22 protein-coding genes are annotated in these 20,572 nt (G+C 26.3%); 3 read left to right on the top strand and 19 right to left on the bottom strand.

Annotation, left to right across the window (positions count from 1 at the left end; all coding sequences use genetic code 11):
* The first annotated feature begins 8 nt into the window (after positions 1 to 8).
* Both Q7K47_06410 and Q7K47_06405 read left to right on the top strand, forming a co-directional pair.
* Entirely contained in the window at positions 9 to 2,354 is a 2,346-nt protein-coding gene (locus Q7K47_06410; GenBank protein ID MDP0506854.1) for a response regulator, read from the top strand.
* Between the two features lie 85 nt (positions 2,355 to 2,439).
* A complete protein-coding gene (locus Q7K47_06405; GenBank protein MDP0506853.1) occupies positions 2,440 to 3,099 on the top strand; it encodes an OmpA family protein in 660 nt (219 codons plus the stop codon).
* Positions 3,100 to 3,151: 52 nt separating this feature from the next.
* Here the strand turns inward: Q7K47_06405 and Q7K47_06400 are convergent, their stop codons facing one another.
* The 9 genes from Q7K47_06400 to Q7K47_06360 all read right to left on the bottom strand — a co-directional run bounded on the left by Q7K47_06400 (position 3,152) and on the right by Q7K47_06360 (position 11,373).
* Positions 3,152 to 4,567, bottom strand: coding sequence for a hypothetical protein (locus Q7K47_06400; protein MDP0506852.1), 1,416 nt, complete (start codon positions 4,565 to 4,567; stop codon positions 3,152 to 3,154).
* 88 nt (positions 4,568 to 4,655) lie between these two features.
* Complete coding sequence (locus Q7K47_06395) at positions 4,656 to 5,618, bottom strand: TAXI family TRAP transporter solute-binding subunit (protein ID MDP0506851.1); 963 nt, start codon at positions 5,616 to 5,618, stop codon at positions 4,656 to 4,658.
* 181 nt (positions 5,619 to 5,799) lie between these two features.
* Positions 5,800 to 7,155, bottom strand: coding sequence for a sigma-54 dependent transcriptional regulator (locus Q7K47_06390; GenBank protein MDP0506850.1), 1,356 nt, complete (start codon positions 7,153 to 7,155; stop codon positions 5,800 to 5,802).
* The gene (locus tag Q7K47_06385; GenBank protein ID MDP0506849.1) at positions 7,148 to 9,127 is read right to left on the bottom strand and encodes a transporter substrate-binding domain-containing protein; all 1,980 of its coding nucleotides are present in this window, start codon (positions 9,125 to 9,127) and stop codon (positions 7,148 to 7,150) included. The genes Q7K47_06390 and Q7K47_06385 overlap by 8 nt, the downstream gene beginning before the upstream one ends.
* 28 nt (positions 9,128 to 9,155) lie before the next feature.
* Positions 9,156 to 9,680, bottom strand: coding sequence for an O-acetyl-ADP-ribose deacetylase (locus Q7K47_06380; GenBank protein MDP0506848.1), 525 nt, complete (start codon positions 9,678 to 9,680; stop codon positions 9,156 to 9,158).
* A gap of 72 nt (positions 9,681 to 9,752) precedes the next feature.
* Positions 9,753 to 9,944: a hypothetical protein gene (locus tag Q7K47_06375; GenBank protein ID MDP0506847.1), complete on the bottom strand. Its 192-nt coding sequence runs from the start codon at positions 9,942 to 9,944 to the stop codon at positions 9,753 to 9,755.
* A gap of 18 nt (positions 9,945 to 9,962) precedes the next feature.
* A complete protein-coding gene (locus tag Q7K47_06370) occupies positions 9,963 to 10,577 on the bottom strand; it encodes a Fic family protein (protein MDP0506846.1) in 615 nt (204 codons plus the stop codon).
* A 6-nt stretch (positions 10,578 to 10,583) separates the two neighbouring features.
* Complete coding sequence (locus Q7K47_06365) at positions 10,584 to 10,754, bottom strand: hypothetical protein (protein MDP0506845.1); 171 nt, start codon at positions 10,752 to 10,754, stop codon at positions 10,584 to 10,586.
* Positions 10,755 to 10,812: 58 nt separating this feature from the next.
* Complete coding sequence (locus tag Q7K47_06360) at positions 10,813 to 11,373, bottom strand: hypothetical protein (protein ID MDP0506844.1); 561 nt, start codon at positions 11,371 to 11,373, stop codon at positions 10,813 to 10,815.
* Between the two features lie 123 nt (positions 11,374 to 11,496).
* Between Q7K47_06360 and Q7K47_06355 the strand changes: the two genes are divergently transcribed.
* Positions 11,497 to 11,934, top strand: a complete 438-nt coding sequence (locus Q7K47_06355) for a YaiI/YqxD family protein (GenBank protein ID MDP0506843.1) — start codon at positions 11,497 to 11,499, stop codon at positions 11,932 to 11,934.
* 4 nt (positions 11,935 to 11,938) lie between these two features.
* Here Q7K47_06355 and catA read toward each other — a convergent pair whose 3' ends face one another.
* The 10 genes from catA to Q7K47_06305 form a co-directional block, all read right to left on the bottom strand.
* Positions 11,939 to 12,574, bottom strand: a complete 636-nt coding sequence (gene catA, locus Q7K47_06350; GenBank protein ID MDP0506842.1) for a type A chloramphenicol O-acetyltransferase — start codon at positions 12,572 to 12,574, stop codon at positions 11,939 to 11,941.
* A 44-nt stretch (positions 12,575 to 12,618) separates the two neighbouring features.
* Positions 12,619 to 13,701, bottom strand: a complete 1,083-nt coding sequence (locus tag Q7K47_06345; GenBank protein ID MDP0506841.1) for an iron-containing alcohol dehydrogenase family protein — start codon at positions 13,699 to 13,701, stop codon at positions 12,619 to 12,621.
* Between the two features lie 341 nt (positions 13,702 to 14,042).
* Positions 14,043 to 14,492: a hypothetical protein gene (locus Q7K47_06340; protein MDP0506840.1), complete on the bottom strand. Its 450-nt coding sequence runs from the start codon at positions 14,490 to 14,492 to the stop codon at positions 14,043 to 14,045.
* Between the two features lie 93 nt (positions 14,493 to 14,585).
* On the bottom strand, positions 14,586 to 15,332 hold the full coding sequence (locus Q7K47_06335; protein MDP0506839.1) for an IclR family transcriptional regulator: 747 nt from the start codon (positions 15,330 to 15,332) through the stop codon (positions 14,586 to 14,588).
* A 128-nt stretch (positions 15,333 to 15,460) separates the two neighbouring features.
* Positions 15,461 to 16,906 carry a sodium/glutamate symporter gene (locus Q7K47_06330; GenBank protein ID MDP0506838.1) on the bottom strand — a complete coding sequence of 482 codons (1,446 nt, stop codon included), beginning with the start codon at positions 16,904 to 16,906 and terminating at the stop codon, positions 15,461 to 15,463.
* A gap of 64 nt (positions 16,907 to 16,970) precedes the next feature.
* Positions 16,971 to 18,041 carry an NAD(P)-dependent oxidoreductase gene (locus tag Q7K47_06325; GenBank protein ID MDP0506837.1) on the bottom strand — a complete coding sequence of 357 codons (1,071 nt, stop codon included), beginning with the start codon at positions 18,039 to 18,041 and terminating at the stop codon, positions 16,971 to 16,973.
* 542 nt (positions 18,042 to 18,583) lie between these two features.
* On the bottom strand, positions 18,584 to 19,348 hold the full coding sequence (locus tag Q7K47_06320) for an IclR family transcriptional regulator (GenBank protein ID MDP0506836.1): 765 nt from the start codon (positions 19,346 to 19,348) through the stop codon (positions 18,584 to 18,586).
* Positions 19,349 to 19,399: 51 nt separating this feature from the next.
* Positions 19,400 to 19,876, bottom strand: a complete 477-nt coding sequence (locus Q7K47_06315; protein MDP0506835.1) for a hypothetical protein — start codon at positions 19,874 to 19,876, stop codon at positions 19,400 to 19,402.
* A 15-nt stretch (positions 19,877 to 19,891) separates the two neighbouring features.
* Positions 19,892 to 20,269, bottom strand: coding sequence for a hypothetical protein (locus tag Q7K47_06310; GenBank protein MDP0506834.1), 378 nt, complete (start codon positions 20,267 to 20,269; stop codon positions 19,892 to 19,894).
* Positions 20,270 to 20,427: 158 nt separating this feature from the next.
* The coding region (locus Q7K47_06305; GenBank protein MDP0506833.1) for a cation:dicarboxylase symporter family transporter at positions 20,428 to 20,572 on the bottom strand (145 nt) is incomplete at its 5' end.

Below are 20,572 nucleotides of genomic sequence, written 5' to 3'. Positions count from 1 at the left end.
AAACATCTATGTTAAAGGAAATTGAGCGACAAGTTATAGACAATGTTGCTATAGGAATATCTATTTTTAGTTATAAGAATAATAAATTAAATCTTATTTGGGGAAATAAAGAATTTGAAAATTTATTTGAAATAGATAGAAATAAAATTAATGAATACAATAATACTTATACTCCTTTTTTACATCCTGAAGATAAAATAATAATTGAAGACTTACTTAAAAATATAACAAAAAATAAAAATGAAAAATTTTCAGCTAGATACTATAATTACAACACTAAGCAATATTATAATTTCCAAGCTGAAGCTAATATAACTTTTTTAGAAGATAACTCTTTAAAAATATATGTAACATATAAAGATAACTCTTTTTTCGCTTCTCATTTTTCAAATTTAGAACTTTATAATAAAGATCTTTTAAAAAAATTAGGCATTGCTATTTGGAGATATGATATTGATAAAAAAAAGGTTTATGACTACAGAAATTTCATGGGTTATAGAGAAAATATGTTAAATTATAAAAAAGAAATAGAAAATGTTCCTAGATGTATTATTGATGAAAAAATTATTCATCCTGACGACATTCAAACCTATGAAAATTTATATAATAATCTCTTTTTAGGCAAAACAGAAACTTCTTGTGATATTAGAATTTATTTTGATAATATTCATGACTATAAATGGATTAAAATGAGTTATCATGTATTTATAAACCCATTAACAAATGTAAAAGAAATTATTGGAACAATGAAGGATATTCATAATAAAAAGAAAACTGATAATATTATAAATTTTGTAGTGCAAAATGAATTTGATTATTTAGTACGAGCAGATTATAAAAGAAATGAATATCTTGTTTATTTTAATAGTTCCACAAAAAATAATAATTTTCAAAAAAAATTTACCCTTACTCTTAAGCAATTTGAAAAATTAATTTCTATTGATATAAAAGCTGCTGAAAATTTAAGGAAAAAAGAAAAAATAACATTAAAAAGTATCTTTAAAGAAATTAAAATACTTGGATCATTTAAAAGATATTATAAAATATATAATAATAAAAATGAGCTTAGAACTAAAGAAATAAAAATTTCAAATGTTAATCTTAAGCATGGTATATTCTATATTATAAGAAGAGACATAACTGATGTTTATAATGAAAATGATAGAAAAAATAAAGCTCTTAAAGAAGCTCTAGCCTTAGCTGAAAATGCAAATAAAACAAAAACAACTTTTCTTGCTAGCATGAGTCATGACATAAAGACTCCTATGAATGCTATTATTGGAATGACTGATCTAACTTACAATGCTATTGGAGTTAATAATGAGCAAGTAAAAGAAAATCTAAATATTATTAAAACCTCGTCAAAAAATTTATTAAAAATAATTAATGAAGTTTTAGATATGAATAAAGTTAATAGTGGAAAAATTAAATTTCAGTTAAAAGAATTTAATCTTGATTCTTTAGCCACTTCTATTTTAAAAGACTTTATACCTATAGCTGATACAAAAAATCAAAAAATTTATAGTCATTTTAATATAAAAAGCAAATTATTAATTGGAGATACTTCTAGTATTATAAAAGTTTCAAATGCTCTAATTGAAAATGCAATTAAATATACACCTAATAATGGAAGAATAGATGTATATATTAATGAAATTTATACAAAAAAGAAAGAAGGGCTCGCTTCCTTTGAAATTAAAGTAAAAGATAATGGAATTGGTATTTCTAAAGAAGATCAACTTAATATATTTAAACCTTTTCATAGAGGAGAAAATATAGGAAATACAAAGGGTACTGGACTAGGTCTTCCAATTGTTAAAGGAATTTTAAATTTAAGAGGCAGTGATATAAAAGTTCAAAGTGAACTTGGAAAAGGAACTACCTTTATTATTGAAATTTCATTTAAAACAAATATTGATATTAAAAATAATAACAGTCTAAATGATTCAACAAAAGAAGATAACAATTTAAAATTAAAAAATAAAAAAATACTTCTTGTGGAAGATAATGAAATAAATAGATTAGTAGCTAGAAAAAATCTTGAAAAATATAATATTATTGTTGAAGAAGCTGTTAATGGAAAAGAAGGATATGAAAAATTTATAAATAGTTCTAAAAATTATTATTCCCTTGTTATTATGGATATTAGAATGCCTCTTATGAATGGCATAGAATGCACTAAAAAAATTAGAAATAGTTTACATGAAAACAATACTCTACCTATTTTAGCTTTAAGTGCAAATACTTTTACTGAAGACAGAAGAAAATGCTTTGAAGCTGGTATGAATGATTATATGCCTAAACCTATTGATCCTTTACTTTTAAAAGATTTAATAGTAAAACATATAAAATAAATTAAGAAAATATTAAGAATTACTAAACTTTTTATTAATATTATTATGATATAATCCTCCTATAAAATTATAGGAGGTTTTTTATATGAAAGCTAAAAAATTAATAATTATAACAATAATAGGAAGTTCATTATTAACTGGATGTGCCACTACTGAAAATTTTGTAAGACCTGAAGGTTCAAAATCATATACATCTAATGGAGTTGTAAAAGGGGCTCTTACTGGAGCTATTGCTGGACAACTTTTAGGAGAAGATTCTGAAAGTACAGTTGTAGGAGCTGTTGCTGGAGCTGTTATTGGAGGAGTTCAAGGTTCTATAAAACAAAAACAAGAACGTGAATTTAGAAATGTTCTTAATAGTACAGGAGTTCAAGTAGTTGATACTGGTAGATCTATACTATTAACACTTCCTGGAGGATTAACTTTTAAAACAAATGAGGCAAGAGTTAAAGCAGAAGCTTCAAGACAATTAAATTCAATTGCAACTGTTCTTAATAATTATCCTCATGCAAAAGTTAAAATTACAGGATATACTGATAATATAGGTTCTTATAAACATAACTTAACTTTATCTGAACAAAGATCTTATTCTGTTAGAAACTATTTAATTAAGCAAGGAGTTTCCGCTGAAAGACTAACTGCTGTTGGTATGGGTTCTGATTTCCCAATTGCATCTAATTCTACAAGAATAGGAAGACAGGCAAATAGAAGAGTTACTATTGAAGTAATCAACGAAGAAAATTAATAAATAAAAAAGACACAGCTATTAAATAGCTGTGTCTTTTTTATAATACAGTTTATATAGGAAGTTTATGGATTATGATCGAGAATATTACCATAAACAGTGTTGCCAACGGCTGAGTTGCTCCGTATGCTATTGCTGGTTCATCACAACCAACTGCATCGATAGCTGCTCCAAGTCCTGGAGCTGATGTCATTCCACCAGTGATTGCTCCTGATAATAACATCCAGTTTATATGGAATATATAATGCCCTACTAAGAAAGCAATTAATATTGAAATGATTGCTACTAATATTGAAACTACAACTATTGAAACTCCGTCACCAGATATTGCTTGAACAACACGGTAACCATAGTTGATTCCAGTTCCTGCTAAGAATATTGCTAGGAAATAAGTTCTCATTTTTCCTAAAATATCAGAGTTCATACGGAAGTTGATCGGTCCAATTTTTCCAATAGATCCTAAGATTAGAGATACTATGATTGATCCACCTATACTTCCAAGTCCTAAAGTTCCTAAAGGTCCAATATGGAATTTAATACTTCCTAAGAAATATCCTAAGAATCCTGCAAGTGAGAATGCAACAAAGTCCATTTTAACTTCTTCTACTACTTTATCTTCTATTCCTGCTTCTTCTAAATCTTTTTTCTTTTGAGCAAAATATTTTTTCTTTTCTTCTTCTGGACTGAATCCGAAAAGTTTTGGTATAAAGTTAACACCTAAGATTAAGAATAATACTCCAAATGGATATCCAATTGAATGTCCTACTCCAACTCCTGCTTTAGCTTCTAATATAAATGTTTCTGCATCTTTTTCACTAATTGTTTTTGTATTTTCTACTGTTAATACTTCTGGTGCTTCTTGATGTTGTAACTTTGCATCTCTTTCATTTGCTTTATTTATAATTGTTAATATTTTTGTTCTTGATTCTTCTTTTAAATTAGGAAATTCAACTGTTAATCTTTTTGATTCTAATTCTGAAGATTCAATTGCTGCTGCAAGTCCTGCTGAACTTGTTAAAGCTCCTGTATAAGTTCCTGTAATTTGATATGGACTAACTCCTGCGAATAATTTAGATAATCCGTAAGAAGAAGCTGCTCCAATAAATGGTACTAATATAGCTAACATAACAAATTGTCTTCCAAACTTCTTAATAGCATATTTCATATCCTTTGCTGCTAAAAGTCCAGTTGCTATGATAAATATTAGTAGTGAGAAGAATAATATTGGTCTTCCAATAACTTTTCCTCTAATTACACTTTGAGCTCTCATGTAATATTTACTTGTTTCTGCAAAAGTTACACCATACTTAGTTAAAAAATATCCTACTAAAAGTCCTACAAATAAAGTTCCTGTGATTCCAAAGTTGAATCTTCCAAACTTTATTCTTCCAAATAAGTTTCCTAATGTCATAACTAAAAATATTAGTACAAAAGGATTAAATATAAACGCCGTCAAATTAAATTCCATAATTTGCCCCTCCTCAATTTTATTTAAAATAATACTTTATATAAGTACATATTATTTACTAATAAATTTCCAAAGGGTTAAGTTTATATTATTTTACCACCCCTTGTTCTTTATAATATTTTATTGCTCCTGGATGAAATGGAATCTTCACACCTACTTGAGAATTTTCTAAAGAAATATTCTGTTTAGATGTTACATGGGAAGCTTTTATGCTTTTAATATTATCAAATATTCCCTTTGTTATTTCATACACAACATCCTCTGGTAAATCTTTTCTTACTAGCATTATGTTTCTAACTGATACTGTTTTTATATCTCTATCTGTTCCATAAATTTCTTTTGGAATAACATCTTCAACAAAAAACGGATATTTTTTTCTTAAATTTCTCATACCCTTACCTGTAATAGGCACTAAAACTATATCTGCATCTGTTTTTAACTCCATAATAGTTTCATTAGGAATACCACTTGTTACAAATATTGCATCTACTAATCCATTTTTCATTTTTTCAACAGCGTCACCATAATTTAAATATTGAACAACACTATCTTCGTAAGTCATCCCGTGAGCCTCATACATCATTCTTGCATTTAATTCAACACCAGAATTAAAAGCTCCTATCCCTACTCTTTTTCCTTTTAAATCTTCAAATTTTCTTATTTTGTTTTTCTTTATTGTAACTAACTGAACATAGTTTGGATATAATCCTGTTAATGCTCTTAGCTCATTTGTTTCCTTTGATTGATCAACTGAATCTGACATGGCTATTGCTAAATCAGCAGCCTCAGTAAGTATTAAGTTTATATTTTCAACTGAACCACCTGTTGATTGAACAGATGTTCTGTATCCTACTTTCTTTAAAGCCTTTGCAAAGGATGTTCCAATTGGATAATATAATCCACTTGTTGGTCCTGTTGCTATAGTTAAAAAATTATTAACTTCTTTTTTTTTATTTTTATCAACTAGGTCTTTTTGAGTTTCTTTACAACCTGTAATAAAAATAAGACTAATAGTGACTATAATTAAACTAATTATACTTTTTCTATTCATTATGTCCCCCTGTTGTCGATATAATTATAAAGCAATTTCCGTGCCAAAATATAAAAAATTTTAATCTGTTATTTTTTAACACCTTTTGACATCTGTTATTTTTTAAAAAATCTCCATATATAAAAATCGGTAAAAATTACAAATATTTTTTTGTAAAAATTACCGTTTTTTCTCCCACTATTTACAAATCGTACTCAGCAATCTTATTTCTTAATCCTTTATCACTTATTCCTAAACTTTCTGCTGTATTTTTTTTCTTTCCATTATATTTTTCTAAACGTTTTTTTATTATTATTTTTTCTATTTCTTTTAAGCTTAAATTATTTAAACCTTGTAATTCTTCACATGGTTTATTATTATTTACTTTTGCATCCTTCAATCTTTTAGGCAAAGAATTTATATCTATCATATCCCCTTGAGATAATAATACACTGTGCTCCATTATATTTAAAAGCTCTCTCACATTTCCAGGATAATCATAATTAAGCAATACTTTTTCAGCTTCCTTAGATATTCCCTTTATTTCCCTATTCATTTGTTTATTACATTTTTTTATAAAATGATCAAATAATAATGGTAAATCAGTTTTTTTCTCTCTTAAAGGAGGTAAATCTATTTCCACAACATTTAATCTAAAATATAAATCTTCTCTAAATTTTCCCTCTTCAATTAATTCTTTTAAATCTTTATTTGTTGCTGCAAGAACTCTAACATTAATTTCTATTGCTTCATTTGAACCTATAGGATTAAATTTTTGTTCTTGTAAAACTCTTAGAAGCTTTCCCTGTAAACCAAGACTCATATCCCCTATCTCATCTAAAAATATTGTCCCATTATCTGCAAATTCAAATTTCCCAACTTTATCTGAAATAGCATTTGTAAATGTTCCCTTTTTATGTCCAAAAAACTCTTCTTCCAAAAGGCTTTCTGGTATAGCTGCACAATTTATCTCTACAAAGTTTTCATTTTTTCTTTTTCCAGAATAATGAATAGCTCTTGCAACTAATTCTTTACCTGTTCCACTTTCTCCTGTTATCATTACCCCAAGATCTACATCCTTTAATTTTTCAACAAGGGAAAAAATATTTTTCATAGTTTCACTTTTCCCAATTATCCCTTGATAGCTATGTTTATCTTCAAGTTCTTTACTTAAATATTCAACTTTTCTATTTAAGTTTTGTATTTCTAAGGCTTGCTCAATACTTATATATAGTTCCTCTAAATTTAAAGGCTTTGTTAAATAAGTAAAAGCTCCCTTTTTTATAGCATCCACTGAAGATACTATGGATCCATAAGCTGTCATCATTATTACAGATATATTTTTATCATATTCCTTTATTTTTTCTAATATATCTAACCCGTTGACATCTCCTATCTTTAAATCTAACAAAACAACATTTATGTTATTTTCCTTTATTTTTTCTAATCCTTCATAGGGATTTGTTGTAAACATAACATTGTATTTATCTTCTAGAGCAAACTCTAAAGAATCGCAAATAGATATTTCATCATCTATTATTATAACTTTCTTATTCATGAACTTCACCACCAAATATCATTTTTATTTTTGTATATTTATTTTTTTCACTTTCAACAACTAATTTCCCTCCATTTACCTCAACTAACTGTTTTGAAGTAGGTAATCCAAGGCCAGTTCCTTTTATTTTAGTTGTATAAAAAATCTCAAATATATTTTCTATTTCTTCCTTTGTCATTCCAATTCCATTATCTTCAATTTCTAAAACTATCTTAGAATTATTTTCATATAAACTCACCTTTACATAAAATTTTTCCTTTGCTTTTAATTTTTCTATCTTTTCTTCAATAGCTTGAATTGAATTCAATAAAACATTTATTAAAACTTGCTTTATTTGAGATGTATCTATATTTAAGACTATTGTTTTATCCACAAATTCTAAAATTTCTATTCCTTTTTTATTAGCAATAGGTTCTAATAATCCTATGGAAGATTCTATCAATGCATGAACTTCTGTTTTTGATTTATGGTTATTTTTAGGTTTTGAATAATCAATTAAAGATTCTATTAATTTACTAACTCTTTCCACTTCTGCTGGAACTATTGTTACTAACCTATTTTGAAATTTTTCATTATCTTTTTTCAAAGGTAATAATTCAATATATGTTTTAATAGATGTTAATGGATTTCTAATTTCATGAGCTATTCCTGAAACCATATTACTTATTGCTGCATTTTTTTCCCGTTCAATTGCTCTTTCCTTTAGAAATTTTTCCTCTGTAACATCTTCTATTGTTAAAAAAGCTCCGTAATTTTTTTTCAAATAATCAAGTAATGGATACATTGTATATCTATAATATTTTGTTTTTTCATCCTTTGTAACCTCTATTTCATGAGTTATATGAGCTTTATTTTCATGAATTGTTTGTTCAAAAAGTCCTCCTCCAATCATATCTTTTATAATTGGTAACTCAAAAGCATTTTTTCCTAAGAACTCCCCCTTTACTTCTCCAAGTAAAGTTGCATTCTTATTCATAAACTTAACTTTACCCTCTCTATCAAAAATAGCAATACTTCTAGGACTACTTTCACACATTAAAGAGTTTAATTCGTTATTATTTTTTATCTCTACAATTTTATCTTCTAGTCTAGTATTAGAATCCTTTAATTCCACTGTTTTCATAGATACATTTTTTTTAAGTTGTAAGTTCCAAATAAAGGATAAGAATAATATTCCTGCAAGTATCATAGCTGCAAGGGTTAATATTTTGAAATTCCTCATTAACTTCATCTGTTTTACTAAATCTGTATTTGCAAACCATTTATTATATAATTTTTTATAAGTTCCATTAAACTTTAATTCTTTTAATTCTCTATCAATATTTCCCATAAGAACTTCATTTCCATGTAAGGCTCCAAGATAATATCCAACTGGAATATCATAACTATCTAAAAAAACGTAGTCCTCTGATATCTTATCTTGGGATAATAAATAAGCCATTACTTCTTTAATTCCAACTAGAAAATCTGCTCTTCCTGATTTCAAAGTATCATAAACAGTTTCTTGATCAAAGGAAGTATTGAAATTTATCCTTTTAATACTATTCAAATAATTATATTCAATTGAGTCCTTTTCCACTGCAACTAAAAAATGCATATAGGATAAATTATTTTTTATAACATCTACCTTGTTTTTAGGAGCTACCATACAAGCCTTTGTCTGAATTAAACTTTCTGAAAAGTTTAATATTCTTTCTTCAGCCTTATGAAACCTTATCCCCATTAAAATATCCACTTCTTTAGTTTTTAATTTTTCTATACCCTCTCCATTATTTATAGGAACATAATTAAACTTTAAATTATTAGATTTTCCAATTTTATTTAAAAGCTCAACATTAAATCCTTTAACCACACCATTTTCAATATATTGAAAGGGAGGAGCATAGGGATCAAAGCCTACTGTATATATTTTTTCCCCGTATACACTAATAATATTTATAAGCATATAGAAAAAAATTAAAAATTTTCTCATATTTTTTCCTTTCATATAATTTTAAAAATTATATATCAATTTCATTTTTAGAATTCACATAATAATTATAAGTTATTTCATCAAAACACACTATAATTATTTTTTTTATATTTTTATTTTCTTCTTTTATATAGTTGATTATAGTTTTTATTGCTATTTTTGAAGCTTCTTCTAGGGGATATGAATAAACACCTGTACTTATAGATGGAAAAGCAATTGTTTTACAATTATTTTTTTCTGCTAATCTAAGACTTTCCTTATAACAGCTTTCCAATTTTTCAGCTTCCTTATTATTTCCACCATGCCAAACTGGTCCAACAGTATGAATTATAAATTTAGAAGGTAAATCATATCCTTTAGTTATTTTTGCCCCTCCTGTTTCACAACCATTTAAAGTTTTACATTCTTCTAATAACTTGGGACCTGCAGCTCTATGAATAGCACCATCAACTCCCCCACCTCCAAGAAGTGAATTATTGGCAGCATTTACTATAACGTCACATTTTATTTCAGTAATATCTCCACAAATTATTTCTAAATCTACATTTAACATATTAATCATCTCCTGTATTAATAAAATAAATTAAGGTGCTGATATTTTACATCAACACCTACTTTCTAGATATTATTTGCTTTCTTCCATTTTTTCTATGATTTTCTTTAAATTTTTATTTATTTCTTTTTCTTCATCTAATGATTTTTCAAGTCTACTAATAATTTTACTTATTCCTAAAAACCATCTTGTAAACAACATATTAATGATAAAAAATATAACTGCAATTGTTACCCCTAATATAAAATATGACATACCATCCATAATAAACTCTCCTTTGTACTATTTTATTTGTTTTACTAATCCACTTTTCATTAATTTTAGCATTGGTTTCATATTCAAATTAAAACATGCTATATCTGCCTCTAATATTTCTTTTTTCTGAAAATTAGAATAATCTAAATCATATCCTGCTTTCAATGATAAGATTCTAAAAAATTCTCTATTTGCTCTACCGTTTCCTTCTCTAAAAGGATGTAAAGATATTAGATCCCCCATAAAATATGCTAGCTTTTCACAAAACTCATCATATTTATAGTCTTTTAAATAATTTTCATTTTTCAATTTTTCAAATATTTCTTCCCCTTGAATCTGAATATATCTAGTTATACAAAATTTACTAGATCCCTTTTGAATATCTACTTTTCTAATTTCTCCAGCAAAATCATAACAATCTTGGAATATATATTTATGAATTTTTTTCAAATAATTAAAATCTAACTTACCCTTTAGAGGTTTTAAAGTTAATTCCATCAACCTTAAAGATGTGAAAAAAACTTCTTGTTCTGCAAGAAGTTCATAATTTCTAATATTAAATTTGTTTCTAAGTACGTTTGACCTAGGATATGTGTATTTATCATCAGTTATTGTATAATCCTTTACATCACTAATATCCATATTAACCTATCCTTTCAAAAGTCTTTTCTTCCTTTCGATTATCAATAAATTTGAGTTAAGTTTACCATAAGCTACACCTTTTAAAATAGATATATGCTCCTGTGACATTTTAAAATCTTCAATTTCAAAACTTTTTATAATATTTTGTAATCTCTTTTCTAGAACATCATTTTTCATAAACTCTCCTTAGAAATATCTTTATTTTCAAATATTTACACTACTATTTTACCATATTTTAGTCATTTTTTCCATTCTTACTTAAATCACTAAAAAGATTAAAATAATCTAAAAAGTCTTCCTTTACTTTTAAAATATCCTTGTATTCTAAACTTATACTTCCCTTTAGATTAGCTTGTCCTAAGTCTACATTTAAAAGATTTAACATTTCATATTTTAAAATTTCATCATCTATAAGTTTTATTTTACTAAAAACTTCTTCTTTACCAATATTAACATTAAATTTTTTATAAATTTCCCCTTGAAGATTTTTTTCAATAGCTAAATATTCTGATAACTCTTTTTTTACAGGTCTTGTTATGTCTGATAAATAAGCTTCTGAAGCATCATGAAGTAAACATCCTAGTTGAATTTCTCTAGAATAGCCTCTAGCTTTAGCTTCTAAATAACAATTTATAGAATGCTGGGCAACACTAAAAAAATATTTAACATGACCATTCCCTCTACAAACTAAAGATAGAGCGTGAGCTATATCTTCTATTTTTATTTCATCTTCCTTTGGACTAAGTGGATAAAATTCTACTCCGCTATAAGTATTTATACATGTTCCTTTTCTCATTTACATACCTCTTTTAAAATTATTAAACTAATTATAACATTTATATATGAAAAATAATATTTTTTTATTCTTCTAAAAATGATATAATATTGTCTACAAAATATTATAAAAAGGAAGATAAATATGAAAATTTTAATAGATGCTGATGCTTGTCCTGTTGTTGATTTAACAATAGAATTAGCCATACATTACAAAATAGAAACAATTTTATACTGTGATAAAAACCATGTTTTAGAAAAGAAAAATGCTAAAACTATTTATATTAATCCTGGAGATGACGCTGTTGATTTTGCCCTTCTTAGAGATACTAAAGAAAATGATATTGTCGTTACTCAAGATTTTGGATTAGCTTCCATGATCCTAGCAAAAAAAGCCCGTTGTATTAATCAAAATGGACTTATTTATAATAAGTTTAATATCGATTCTCTTCTTTTTTCAAGACATATGTCACAAAAAATGAGAAATAATGGCAAACGTACTAAGGGGCCTAAAAAAAGAGAAGAAAAAGATAATTTAAATTTCAAAACATCTCTAACTTCTCTAATTGAAAGCTATAAATAATTAACTAAAGTTTATTAATAAATTCTTGTAATTCATTGACAAATCTAGCTGCATGAAAACCATCACTTACTGAATGATGAATCTGAAAAGAAAGTGGTAAACTAATTTTATCATTTTCTTTATAGAATTTTCCCACTGTTATTATTGGAGCTAAAAACTCATAACCTTTTTGTAAATTCAAACTAAAACTTTCAAAATTAACCCAAGGTAGACTTGAAAAATTAAAAGAATTATTTACAGGATCTTTAGCCACCATTTTATGAATATCTTTATATTTTTCTAAATCTTCCATAACATTCTTATAAAATTCATTTATATCCTCATTATATTCAGACCAAATACTTGAAAATGTTTGTGTATCCTCATGAAATATAGTATAACTTGGATTAATACAACTAAAGTATCCCAATTCTTTTTTATCATTAAATCCCATTTTAAATTCTTTATGATCATTCAATATTTTAGAAATAGCAAATAAAATTACTGGAAAAAACTTTAATTTATTTTCTTTTATATAATTTCTTAAATTTGTTATATCTAATTTTACGCTCATAGAATAAGTACAAGGAATAACATTCATATAAGTTTCATAATATTCTTTCCTTGCCCAATTTTCAATATTTACTTTTTCAAAATTCATAATTTCTCCCGTAACCTTTTTATAACATTTTATCCTATATTTTTTTATTTTACAATATTTTGAATAAAATCTTCTAGTTTATTAATAGCGTTTCTATAAACTTCTTTATCTATTTTCATACATGCTTGTTCTATATCACCAGTGGAACAAGCTTTTTCTATAACTTTTTCTATTTCATTTTCTGTTACTCCAAATTCTTTATAAGAAATTGGTAATTTTATACTTTTATAAAATTCTATTAATTTTTTTAGTTCTTCTAAGTTGTTATCCATCATAGTCTGAACAAGAACTCCATAAGAAACTAATTCTCCATGTAAATGATGCTCTTCTACTTTAGGAAAAATTGTAAATCCATAACATAATGAATGAGCAGCGCAACTATTATATTTCATTTCTAAAGCATTTGAAACTGTTCCTGTTGCCGCTATTATAGAAAGAACTACTTCTTTTACTTCACTAGAAGATACCTTTATTTCACAATCTTTTATAGCCTTTGTTCCATTTTTAAATATTGGTTCTTTACATAAACTAGATAAAGTAACCCCCATAGTATTTGAAAAATCTAGTTTCTCTCCCCTAGATGAAAATTCAGGCTCATAGCCCTTAGCTAAAGTATCACCTATACCAGCCCAAATATATTTAATTGGAGCTTCTGCAATAATTTTTGTGTTTATAAAAGTATGTTCTGCTGGTGCATGTCTAAAATATACATCTCTAAAAACTCCATCCGGATGATAAACTGCACAAACAGATGTCATAGCTGCGCATGTTCCTGCAATAGTTGGAAATGTAAATACAGGTTTATTTATTTTCCCTGTTAATATTTTACAAGTATCTAAAGCTTTTCCTCCCCCAACTGAAAATATCATATCTGCTTTTTTTACAGCTTCATTCTCTGATAACATTTTAGCATTTTCAAAAGAGGCCTGTCCCCCATACCATAAAGTATCTATAATTTCCATATCACTATTTTTTATTGAATCTTTTATTATATGACCTGCCTTTTCTAAAGCTGTCTTTCCTCCAATCATTACAACTTTTTTTCCGTAAACATTACAAATTTTTGGTATTTCATTATATGCCATTTCACCTACAGTGTAATTTGATGTAAAAATATTTTCTATCATTTTATGCCCCCTTTTTTAAATATCAATTATATAAAAAACCAGCCTATATGCTAGACTGGTTAACTTCAACTTATTTATCTTACTGTTTTATTTAAAATCTAAATTTCTATTTGAGTGAAAATTTTAGAGATGAAATTTTATTATAGTAATTATCATTGAAATTTTTTACAAGTTTTTCTAACATATTTTTGCCATATAAAAATTCTGTTCTTATTATCATTATAAGAAGCAGTAAGAGATTTATTAGGCTTAACATGTATGTTCTTAACATTATAAAAAATTCCCCCTTTGTTTTAATTTCAAATATAATAACTCTATTTTATTAATTTTGCAAGCTTTTTTTAATTTATTTTGCTAAGCATATATATTTCCCCTGTGGGATAAATAACATAAACATAGTTTGAATCCTCATTTATCAATGCTCTATCTTTATTTTTCTTTAATTTTGTTTCAAGAGAAATAAATTTCACATTCAAAGCTTTTGTTTCTTTTTTCAATTTTTCTAAATTTATAGTTTTTGTTCTCTCTAAAATATTTTTTATTTCTTCCTTAGGAAGATTAAAATTTATATTAACTATATTCTCATCTAAATTATAAACTAAAAATATATCTTCTATATTTTTTGAAATATCATTTGGAATCCATCCCTTTTCTATATATTTACTTGCTGATTTATAGTTTTTTAACTTAACGATATCATTTCCATCACTAACTTTTAAAATTGAAGCAGTTAAAAATAAGGCTGCTATTATAACTCCTATGGATATTTTTGCTCTAGTTTTTTTATTCAAATTAATCACTTCCTTTCATTAAATTATACTCTCATTTTAAATATTTTCAAACATTTAAATAAAAAAATGGAACTAATTATAGTTCCATTTTTTTTATTTTTTTCCCATTCCTTTGGATACTTCTTCTGCTTTTTCTTTTATAATTTCTTTTAATTTTTCTATTCTTTCACTTGTTAGTTCCTTATTTTCTAATAAATTAACTCCTAAGGAGGCAATTACCTTTCCATGATTATTATATATTGGAGCTCCTATTCCTACTGTACCTTTTGCATATTCACCATAAGATACTGCTGCTCCTTCATCTTTAATTTTTTTCAAATCTTCTCTTAACTTTGAGGATAAAACTTTAATATTATTATTTTCTTCAATAATATTTTCTATATATTCTTCTATAAAGGGGGTTTCTTTATGGGCTAATATCGCTTTCCTCATAGCTCCGCAATGAAGATAAAATTCATTTCCAAAATTTTCAATTATTTTAACACTTTGTAATCCATCTACTCTTTCTATAATGGTTCCTTTATAACCAATTGGAATCATTAAAAACGAATCAAAACCTAGTTCTAAAGATAAATTTTTCAATACTGAATAAGCTATATTTTTAATATTTAATTCTAAAGAAGCAACTTTCCCTAAGGAAACTAATGCTGGTCCCAATTTATAAAAATGAGTGTTCTCATCTTTTAATACATACATTTTTATAAGTAATGTTTTTAAAATTCCATGAGCTGTGCTTTTAGGAATACCTAGTGTTGTATATATTTGAAAAAGGCTACATCCTCTTGGGGATTTTTTTAAGATTTCTAAAATTTCAATAGCTTTTTTTAAACTTTTAATCATATTTAATTATATAACAAAATAATTTTGTTTTCTCCTCCTTTTAATTTTTTAGAAGTTTTCTGCAAATGCTTGTAAAGAAGTTCTTGCTTGACCAAAGTCTATTTTGAGAAAGAAAATAATCTCAATTTTTAAACTGCTTCTTGACCTACAAAATCATTTCCATATTGAGGCGCTGATTCAGAAGTATCTCTATATTTCTTTAATTTTTGACTTGGAATCCACCATTTTAATTTCCAAGCTACTAACCACATAATTCCTACTACTCCAAAAATAGACCAAGTTACTATATGCCCACCTGTTCTTGGCATCAAATTCATCACTATTGGTGGTACAACCTGTAAAGCTATTATAATAGGACGATTAAAAATATCTGCTATTCCTGCATCTTCTATTCCTCTAGATTTTAATTCTGGATCAACTACACGTAATAATAATATTCCTGTTGCTGTAACTCCTGTTGCATGACCCCAAGACATCATGTTTCTTTCAAACCAATCTTTTCTTGAAGTCTTTCCTCCAATTATTATAAACCATAATAATGTGATTAAGAATCCAACTCCACATATTATTAATAAAGGACCTGCATATTGCATTGCTACTCCTAAATTTAATGACCCTATTCCTGAAACCATTAAGAAATCTGTTGCTGTCCCTTGAATTCTACCAATTGTATGTCTATCTACATATTTATGACCATTAGTTTTATTTAATATTTTATTTAATAAAAATGCTGCTAATAAAGATGAACAAAATGCTGGTATAGCTATTGCAAAGCCTAAATGATTTCCACTGAAGCCTTTAAACCATCCACTAAAATATTTCCCTGCTATAGATGCTAATAAAACAAGTCCTAAGTGGAAAGTTAAAGGATCAACACATATAGAAGAAATTGTTATTTTCCCTGCTGATTTTTGCTTTTCTGGTGGGATTAATCCTGTTCTTAATTCTACTGGTAAATCTTGAGGATTTTTTACATAATGAGTATATCCTTTTCTTGTTCCCCAGTTTATTAAACATATTCCTAATATAATTCCTCCTACAATACCTAAAGTAGCACATGTTAAAGATAGGTCTGTCATATTAGCTATTCCCATTTCTTCTAAGGCATTTCCTACTGCAACTGCTGTCCCGTGACCTCCATAAAATCCTGTAGCCATAGTTAGACCAAATTGTTCTGGTAAATTTGGATAGATATGTTTTAATAAATATACTGTTAAAAACATACCTGCAGCATATTGTAAGACTGCCACTCCTGTTACATTAAAAAACATTCCTCCTATTACTGGACCAGAAGTTTGTTCTTTAGTAGGTTTATCTCCTATTGGTGTTGCTGCAAAAATAACAACTATTAAAACACTTGCATAAGTTCCAAAAGAATTAGAAAGTGGAATTAATCCATATCCTCTAGGCCCTAAAGCTAGTGCTAAAAATCCACCTATTAAAGCTGAAGGAATTAATAATTTTTGAAAAATTTTAACCTTAGCTCTAAGCATTTGTCCTATTAATAAAAGTATCCCCATCCAAGCTACATCTTGTAATACCATCCATATTGCCTTACCCGTTAACGCTTCCATGTTTCCTCCTTGTGATTTTTATTGATAAAATTAATAAAATTAGCAATTAAAACAAACTTAAACTTTATCCTTTATAATAAGGCAATTGCTCGTTAAAATTTTCTTTGTCATTTTTATACCAATCACATATATGATTTACAGCTTCTCTTGCTTTGTCTATAGCTGCTAAATCAGAATTAAACCCTTGATGAGGTTGAACATAGAAGTTTTCTGTATGATTTATAGATTTCTCAACTATTTCTTTAGCCGCTTTATGATCTTCATTATCTGGCGATATTTCACCTTTAATTAATTTTGAAAATTTTCCTTCATCTGTAAATACGTCTAATCCTATTCCTCCGACAATATTTTCTTTATATAATTTAAGTAAAACTGATTCTGGAGCTATATCTCCTCTAGTTACGTTAGCAAAAATAACTCCTTTTTTAGCTTGAGATAAATATTCTTCAGAAAAATAATTAACATTATAAAACTTACTTTCAGGATTTTTAGTTAAATTCATAACATTTACAATAATATCACTTGTTTTTATTGCTTCTTCTTTAGTTACAAATTTTACTGATCCTTTATATAATTCATTTAATTCTTCTTCTCTTATATCTACAGCTTGAACTTTTAATCCATTTCCTTCTAATAATTCATATACTCTTTTTCCTATTTTTCCAACTCCAAATACTGTTGCTGTTCTATTAGGCCCTAGTTCCATAAAAGAAACAGTTTTATTTCTCTCGAAAGTTTGTGTATTTTTAGTATATTCATTTAATCTTCCTGCCATAGCATATACAAATTTTATTGCTGTTTGAGCTACTGCATTAACACAATATTCTCTTAATGAAGTTAAATTAATAACCTCTTGTAAACTTTCAAAATGATCATATCCAGCACTTCTTGTAATAATACTTTTTTTAGATCCTCTTAAATATTCATTTGGTAATTTTGAATGTGTTTTAGTTGTTATGATATTAGGTAATTCAACATCTTTATGTTTATCCAAATATGTTTGTAAATTTTCTGGTGTTACTGTATATTTAAAATCTTGTGGTAATAATCCTAATTTTTGTTTTGCTTCTGTTTCCTCCTTTATATGTATTGCCTCTTCTCCTAACGCTTCGAAATGTATTACATCTTCTCTCATATTTTTCCTCCTAAATTTTATTTATTTTAAGGATAAGATATGATATAATATACTTGTCTAGGGTATGATTTATATCATGCTTATCCCATTTTGCATTTTTTGCGATTTGGGATTTTTTTATTAAATTTTTTTACTTATAAATAATTCTTCTCTTTCAATCTTATTTTTAACTAATAAAATTTCACTAATTTTTAAAATCTCCTAAAAATAAATCAAGAAATTTATTCCTTAAATCTCATACCTCCTTTTTTTAAGAATTTATCTAAAATAGTTACTTTTTTCTCTCGTTCTACATTGTAGAACGCGTTCGTAAAATATCTACAATATATATATACCTTTTTTTTTGTTTTTTGTCAATTCTTTTTTATTGATTTTTTTTTAAATTTGAACTATATAAAAATTATCCTCCTTATATACCAATACTTACTACGGTTTTAGAACATATTTATACAAATTAAAATTATTTTAAAAAATAAAAAAGTTCTTTAATATTTAAACATTAAAGAACTTTTTTTATTACTAATATTATTTTTTATTAAATTTTATAAATAACCCATTCCCTTTGAAACTTCTATCGCTTTCTCTCTTACTATTTCTTTTAATTCTTTTATTTTTTCATCTGTTAAATCTTTAGTTTCTAATAAATTAATTCCTAAAGAAGCAATTACTTCCCCATTACTATTATATATTGGAGCACCTATCCCTATAGTTCCCTTTGCATATTCACCATATGATATTGCCACTCCTTCAGACTTAATTTTTTTTAAATCTCCCTTTAACTTTGATGAGGAAATTTTTATATTTTCATTTTTTTCAATAACATTATTAATATAATCTTCTATAAAAGATATATCTTTATGAGCTAAAATAGCTTTTCTCATAGCTCCACAATGAAGATAAAATTCATTCCCATAATTTTCAACTATTTTAACACTTTGTAATCCATCTACTCTTTCTATTATAGTTCCTTTATAACCAATAGGAATCATTAAAAATGAATCTACACCTAATTCTAAAGATAGTTTTTCCAATACTAAATAAGCTATATTTTTGATATTTAATTCTAAAGAAGCTACTTTACCTAAAGAAATCAATGCTGGGCCTAATCTATAAAAATGAGTACTCTCATCTTTTAATACATACATTTTCCCCATCAATGTTTTCAATATACCATGTGCTGTACTCTTAGGAATACCTAATGTTGTATAGATTTGAAGAAGGCTACATCCTTTTGGAGATTTTTTCAAAATTTCTAAAATTTCTATAGCTTTACTTAAACTTTTAATCATAATTAATTTAAGCAACAAAATAATCTTGTCACTTCCTCCTTTCTAGTTTGGAATCTTTAAATTTAATTTCTATCTCATAGCTTTGTATCTTGCTATTTCAACTCTTAATTTATTAAATAAATCTTTATAAACAAAAGGATCATTTATTTCATTTACATTTGAATAATCATAAGCACCTTGATGAGTTTCTGTCTCTTCTCTTATATTTATCCTTACTCTTGTTGATTCTGAATTAATTTTTGTAACTGTTGAACTTAAAGATTTTTTATTTATACCTGTAGTTCCTAGTAATATTGTATCCCATTTACCTACTGCATTTTTCATTATTGATGCTTTTATTAATCCTGAATCCATGTCTGTATTTTCAATTGTGTAACCTTCATTTTCTAAAGTAGTCATTAAAGCTTTAAATGTCATTCTATATTCTGAATCCATTGTTGCTGTCCTCATCTGAGCTCTTTCTAAAGGAGTTACTTTATCCACAGCTGTACAACCTGTCATTAAAAATGTTAATGCTAAAATAGCTGATAAAAATATTTTTTTCATTCGCCCTTCTCCTTATTAATAATTACTTGCTATAACACTGTAGTCTTTAACTATATCATATTTATCAAAAATTACAATAAAATCAAAGCTACTTGTAGTTACTGATGACTTTGAAGAATTAGCACCGAATAATATTAACCAAGCATCTTTACTTCCACTTTTTTGATCTACTGACATTTTATTATAGCTCCATACTTCATTATTTTCTTTATTTTTTGTTACTAAATTAGGAGCTCCAAATAGTTGCATAATTTCACTTTGAGAAGTCTTTCCTTTTATCACATTACTTTTCACCATTCCATAAGTTAAATTAGATTTTCGAGGTGCCTTATTATTAGAACATCCTACTAAAGTTAGTGACATAATTATTAAAAGATATATTAGTTTTTTCATTTTTTTCCTCCTGTTTTATTTTTCTATATTAGTATACCATTTTATATATTTCAAAACAACCAAAAATAGATTACATAATAATTTTACCTAATGAAACTAATATAATAAAATTCCTTCAGCTTTTAACCTGAAGGAATTTTTATTTCATAATTTTTTATTTACTCTTTAATTGTATGTGCATATAACCCATTTAATATCATTGTTAAAGCTCCATCTCCTGTTACATTACAGGCAGTACCAAAACTATCTTGAAGAGCAAAAACTGTTAGCATTAAAGCTACTCCTGTATCATCAAAACCTAAC

It is taken from the genome of Fusobacterium sp. JB019 (genome assembly GCA_030673965.1).
In the GTDB taxonomy this organism is placed as follows: Bacteria; Fusobacteriota; Fusobacteriia; order Fusobacteriales; family Fusobacteriaceae; genus Fusobacterium_B.
This window is presented reverse-complemented; position numbering and strand designations above follow the sequence as displayed.

Excerpts from the sequence above, each read along its gene's own strand:
- Q7K47_06325 (MDP0506837.1), bottom strand. The coding sequence starts at position 18,041 with ATGAGAGAAGATGTAATACATTTCGAAGCGTTAGGAGAAGAGGCAATA.
- Q7K47_06405 (MDP0506853.1), top strand. The coding sequence starts at position 2,440 with ATGAAAGCTAAAAAATTAATAATTATAACAATAATAGGAAGTTCATTA.
- Q7K47_06335 (MDP0506839.1), bottom strand. The coding sequence starts at position 15,332 with ATGATTAAAAGTTTAAAAAAAGCTATTGAAATTTTAGAAATCTTAAAA.
- Q7K47_06370 (MDP0506846.1), bottom strand. The coding sequence starts at position 10,577 with ATGGATATTAGTGATGTAAAGGATTATACAATAACTGATGATAAATAC.
- Q7K47_06355 (MDP0506843.1), top strand. The coding sequence starts at position 11,497 with ATGAAAATTTTAATAGATGCTGATGCTTGTCCTGTTGTTGATTTAACA.
- Q7K47_06375 (MDP0506847.1), bottom strand. The coding sequence starts at position 9,944 with ATGGATGGTATGTCATATTTTATATTAGGGGTAACAATTGCAGTTATA.
- Q7K47_06400 (MDP0506852.1), bottom strand. The coding sequence starts at position 4,567 with ATGGAATTTAATTTGACGGCGTTTATATTTAATCCTTTTGTACTAATA.
- Q7K47_06390 (MDP0506850.1), bottom strand. The coding sequence starts at position 7,155 with ATGAATAAGAAAGTTATAATAATAGATGATGAAATATCTATTTGCGAT.
- Q7K47_06365 (MDP0506845.1), bottom strand. The coding sequence starts at position 10,754 with ATGAAAAATGATGTTCTAGAAAAGAGATTACAAAATATTATAAAAAGT.
- Q7K47_06360 (MDP0506844.1), bottom strand. The coding sequence starts at position 11,373 with ATGAGAAAAGGAACATGTATAAATACTTATAGCGGAGTAGAATTTTAT.
- Q7K47_06395 (MDP0506851.1), bottom strand. The coding sequence starts at position 5,618 with ATGAATAGAAAAAGTATAATTAGTTTAATTATAGTCACTATTAGTCTT.
- Q7K47_06315 (MDP0506835.1), bottom strand. The coding sequence starts at position 19,876 with ATGAAAAAAATATTTTTATCAGCTATTTTAGCATTAACATTTTTAATG.
- Q7K47_06310 (MDP0506834.1), bottom strand. The coding sequence starts at position 20,269 with ATGAAAAAACTAATATATCTTTTAATAATTATGTCACTAACTTTAGTA.
- Q7K47_06345 (MDP0506841.1), bottom strand. The coding sequence starts at position 13,701 with ATGATAGAAAATATTTTTACATCAAATTACACTGTAGGTGAAATGGCA.
- Q7K47_06380 (MDP0506848.1), bottom strand. The coding sequence starts at position 9,680 with ATGTTAAATGTAGATTTAGAAATAATTTGTGGAGATATTACTGAAATA.
- catA (MDP0506842.1), bottom strand. The coding sequence starts at position 12,574 with ATGAATTTTGAAAAAGTAAATATTGAAAATTGGGCAAGGAAAGAATAT.
- Q7K47_06385 (MDP0506849.1), bottom strand. The coding sequence starts at position 9,127 with ATGAGAAAATTTTTAATTTTTTTCTATATGCTTATAAATATTATTAGT.
- Q7K47_06410 (MDP0506854.1), top strand. The coding sequence starts at position 9 with ATGTTAAAGGAAATTGAGCGACAAGTTATAGACAATGTTGCTATAGGA.
- Q7K47_06330 (MDP0506838.1), bottom strand. The coding sequence starts at position 16,906 with ATGGAAGCGTTAACGGGTAAGGCAATATGGATGGTATTACAAGATGTA.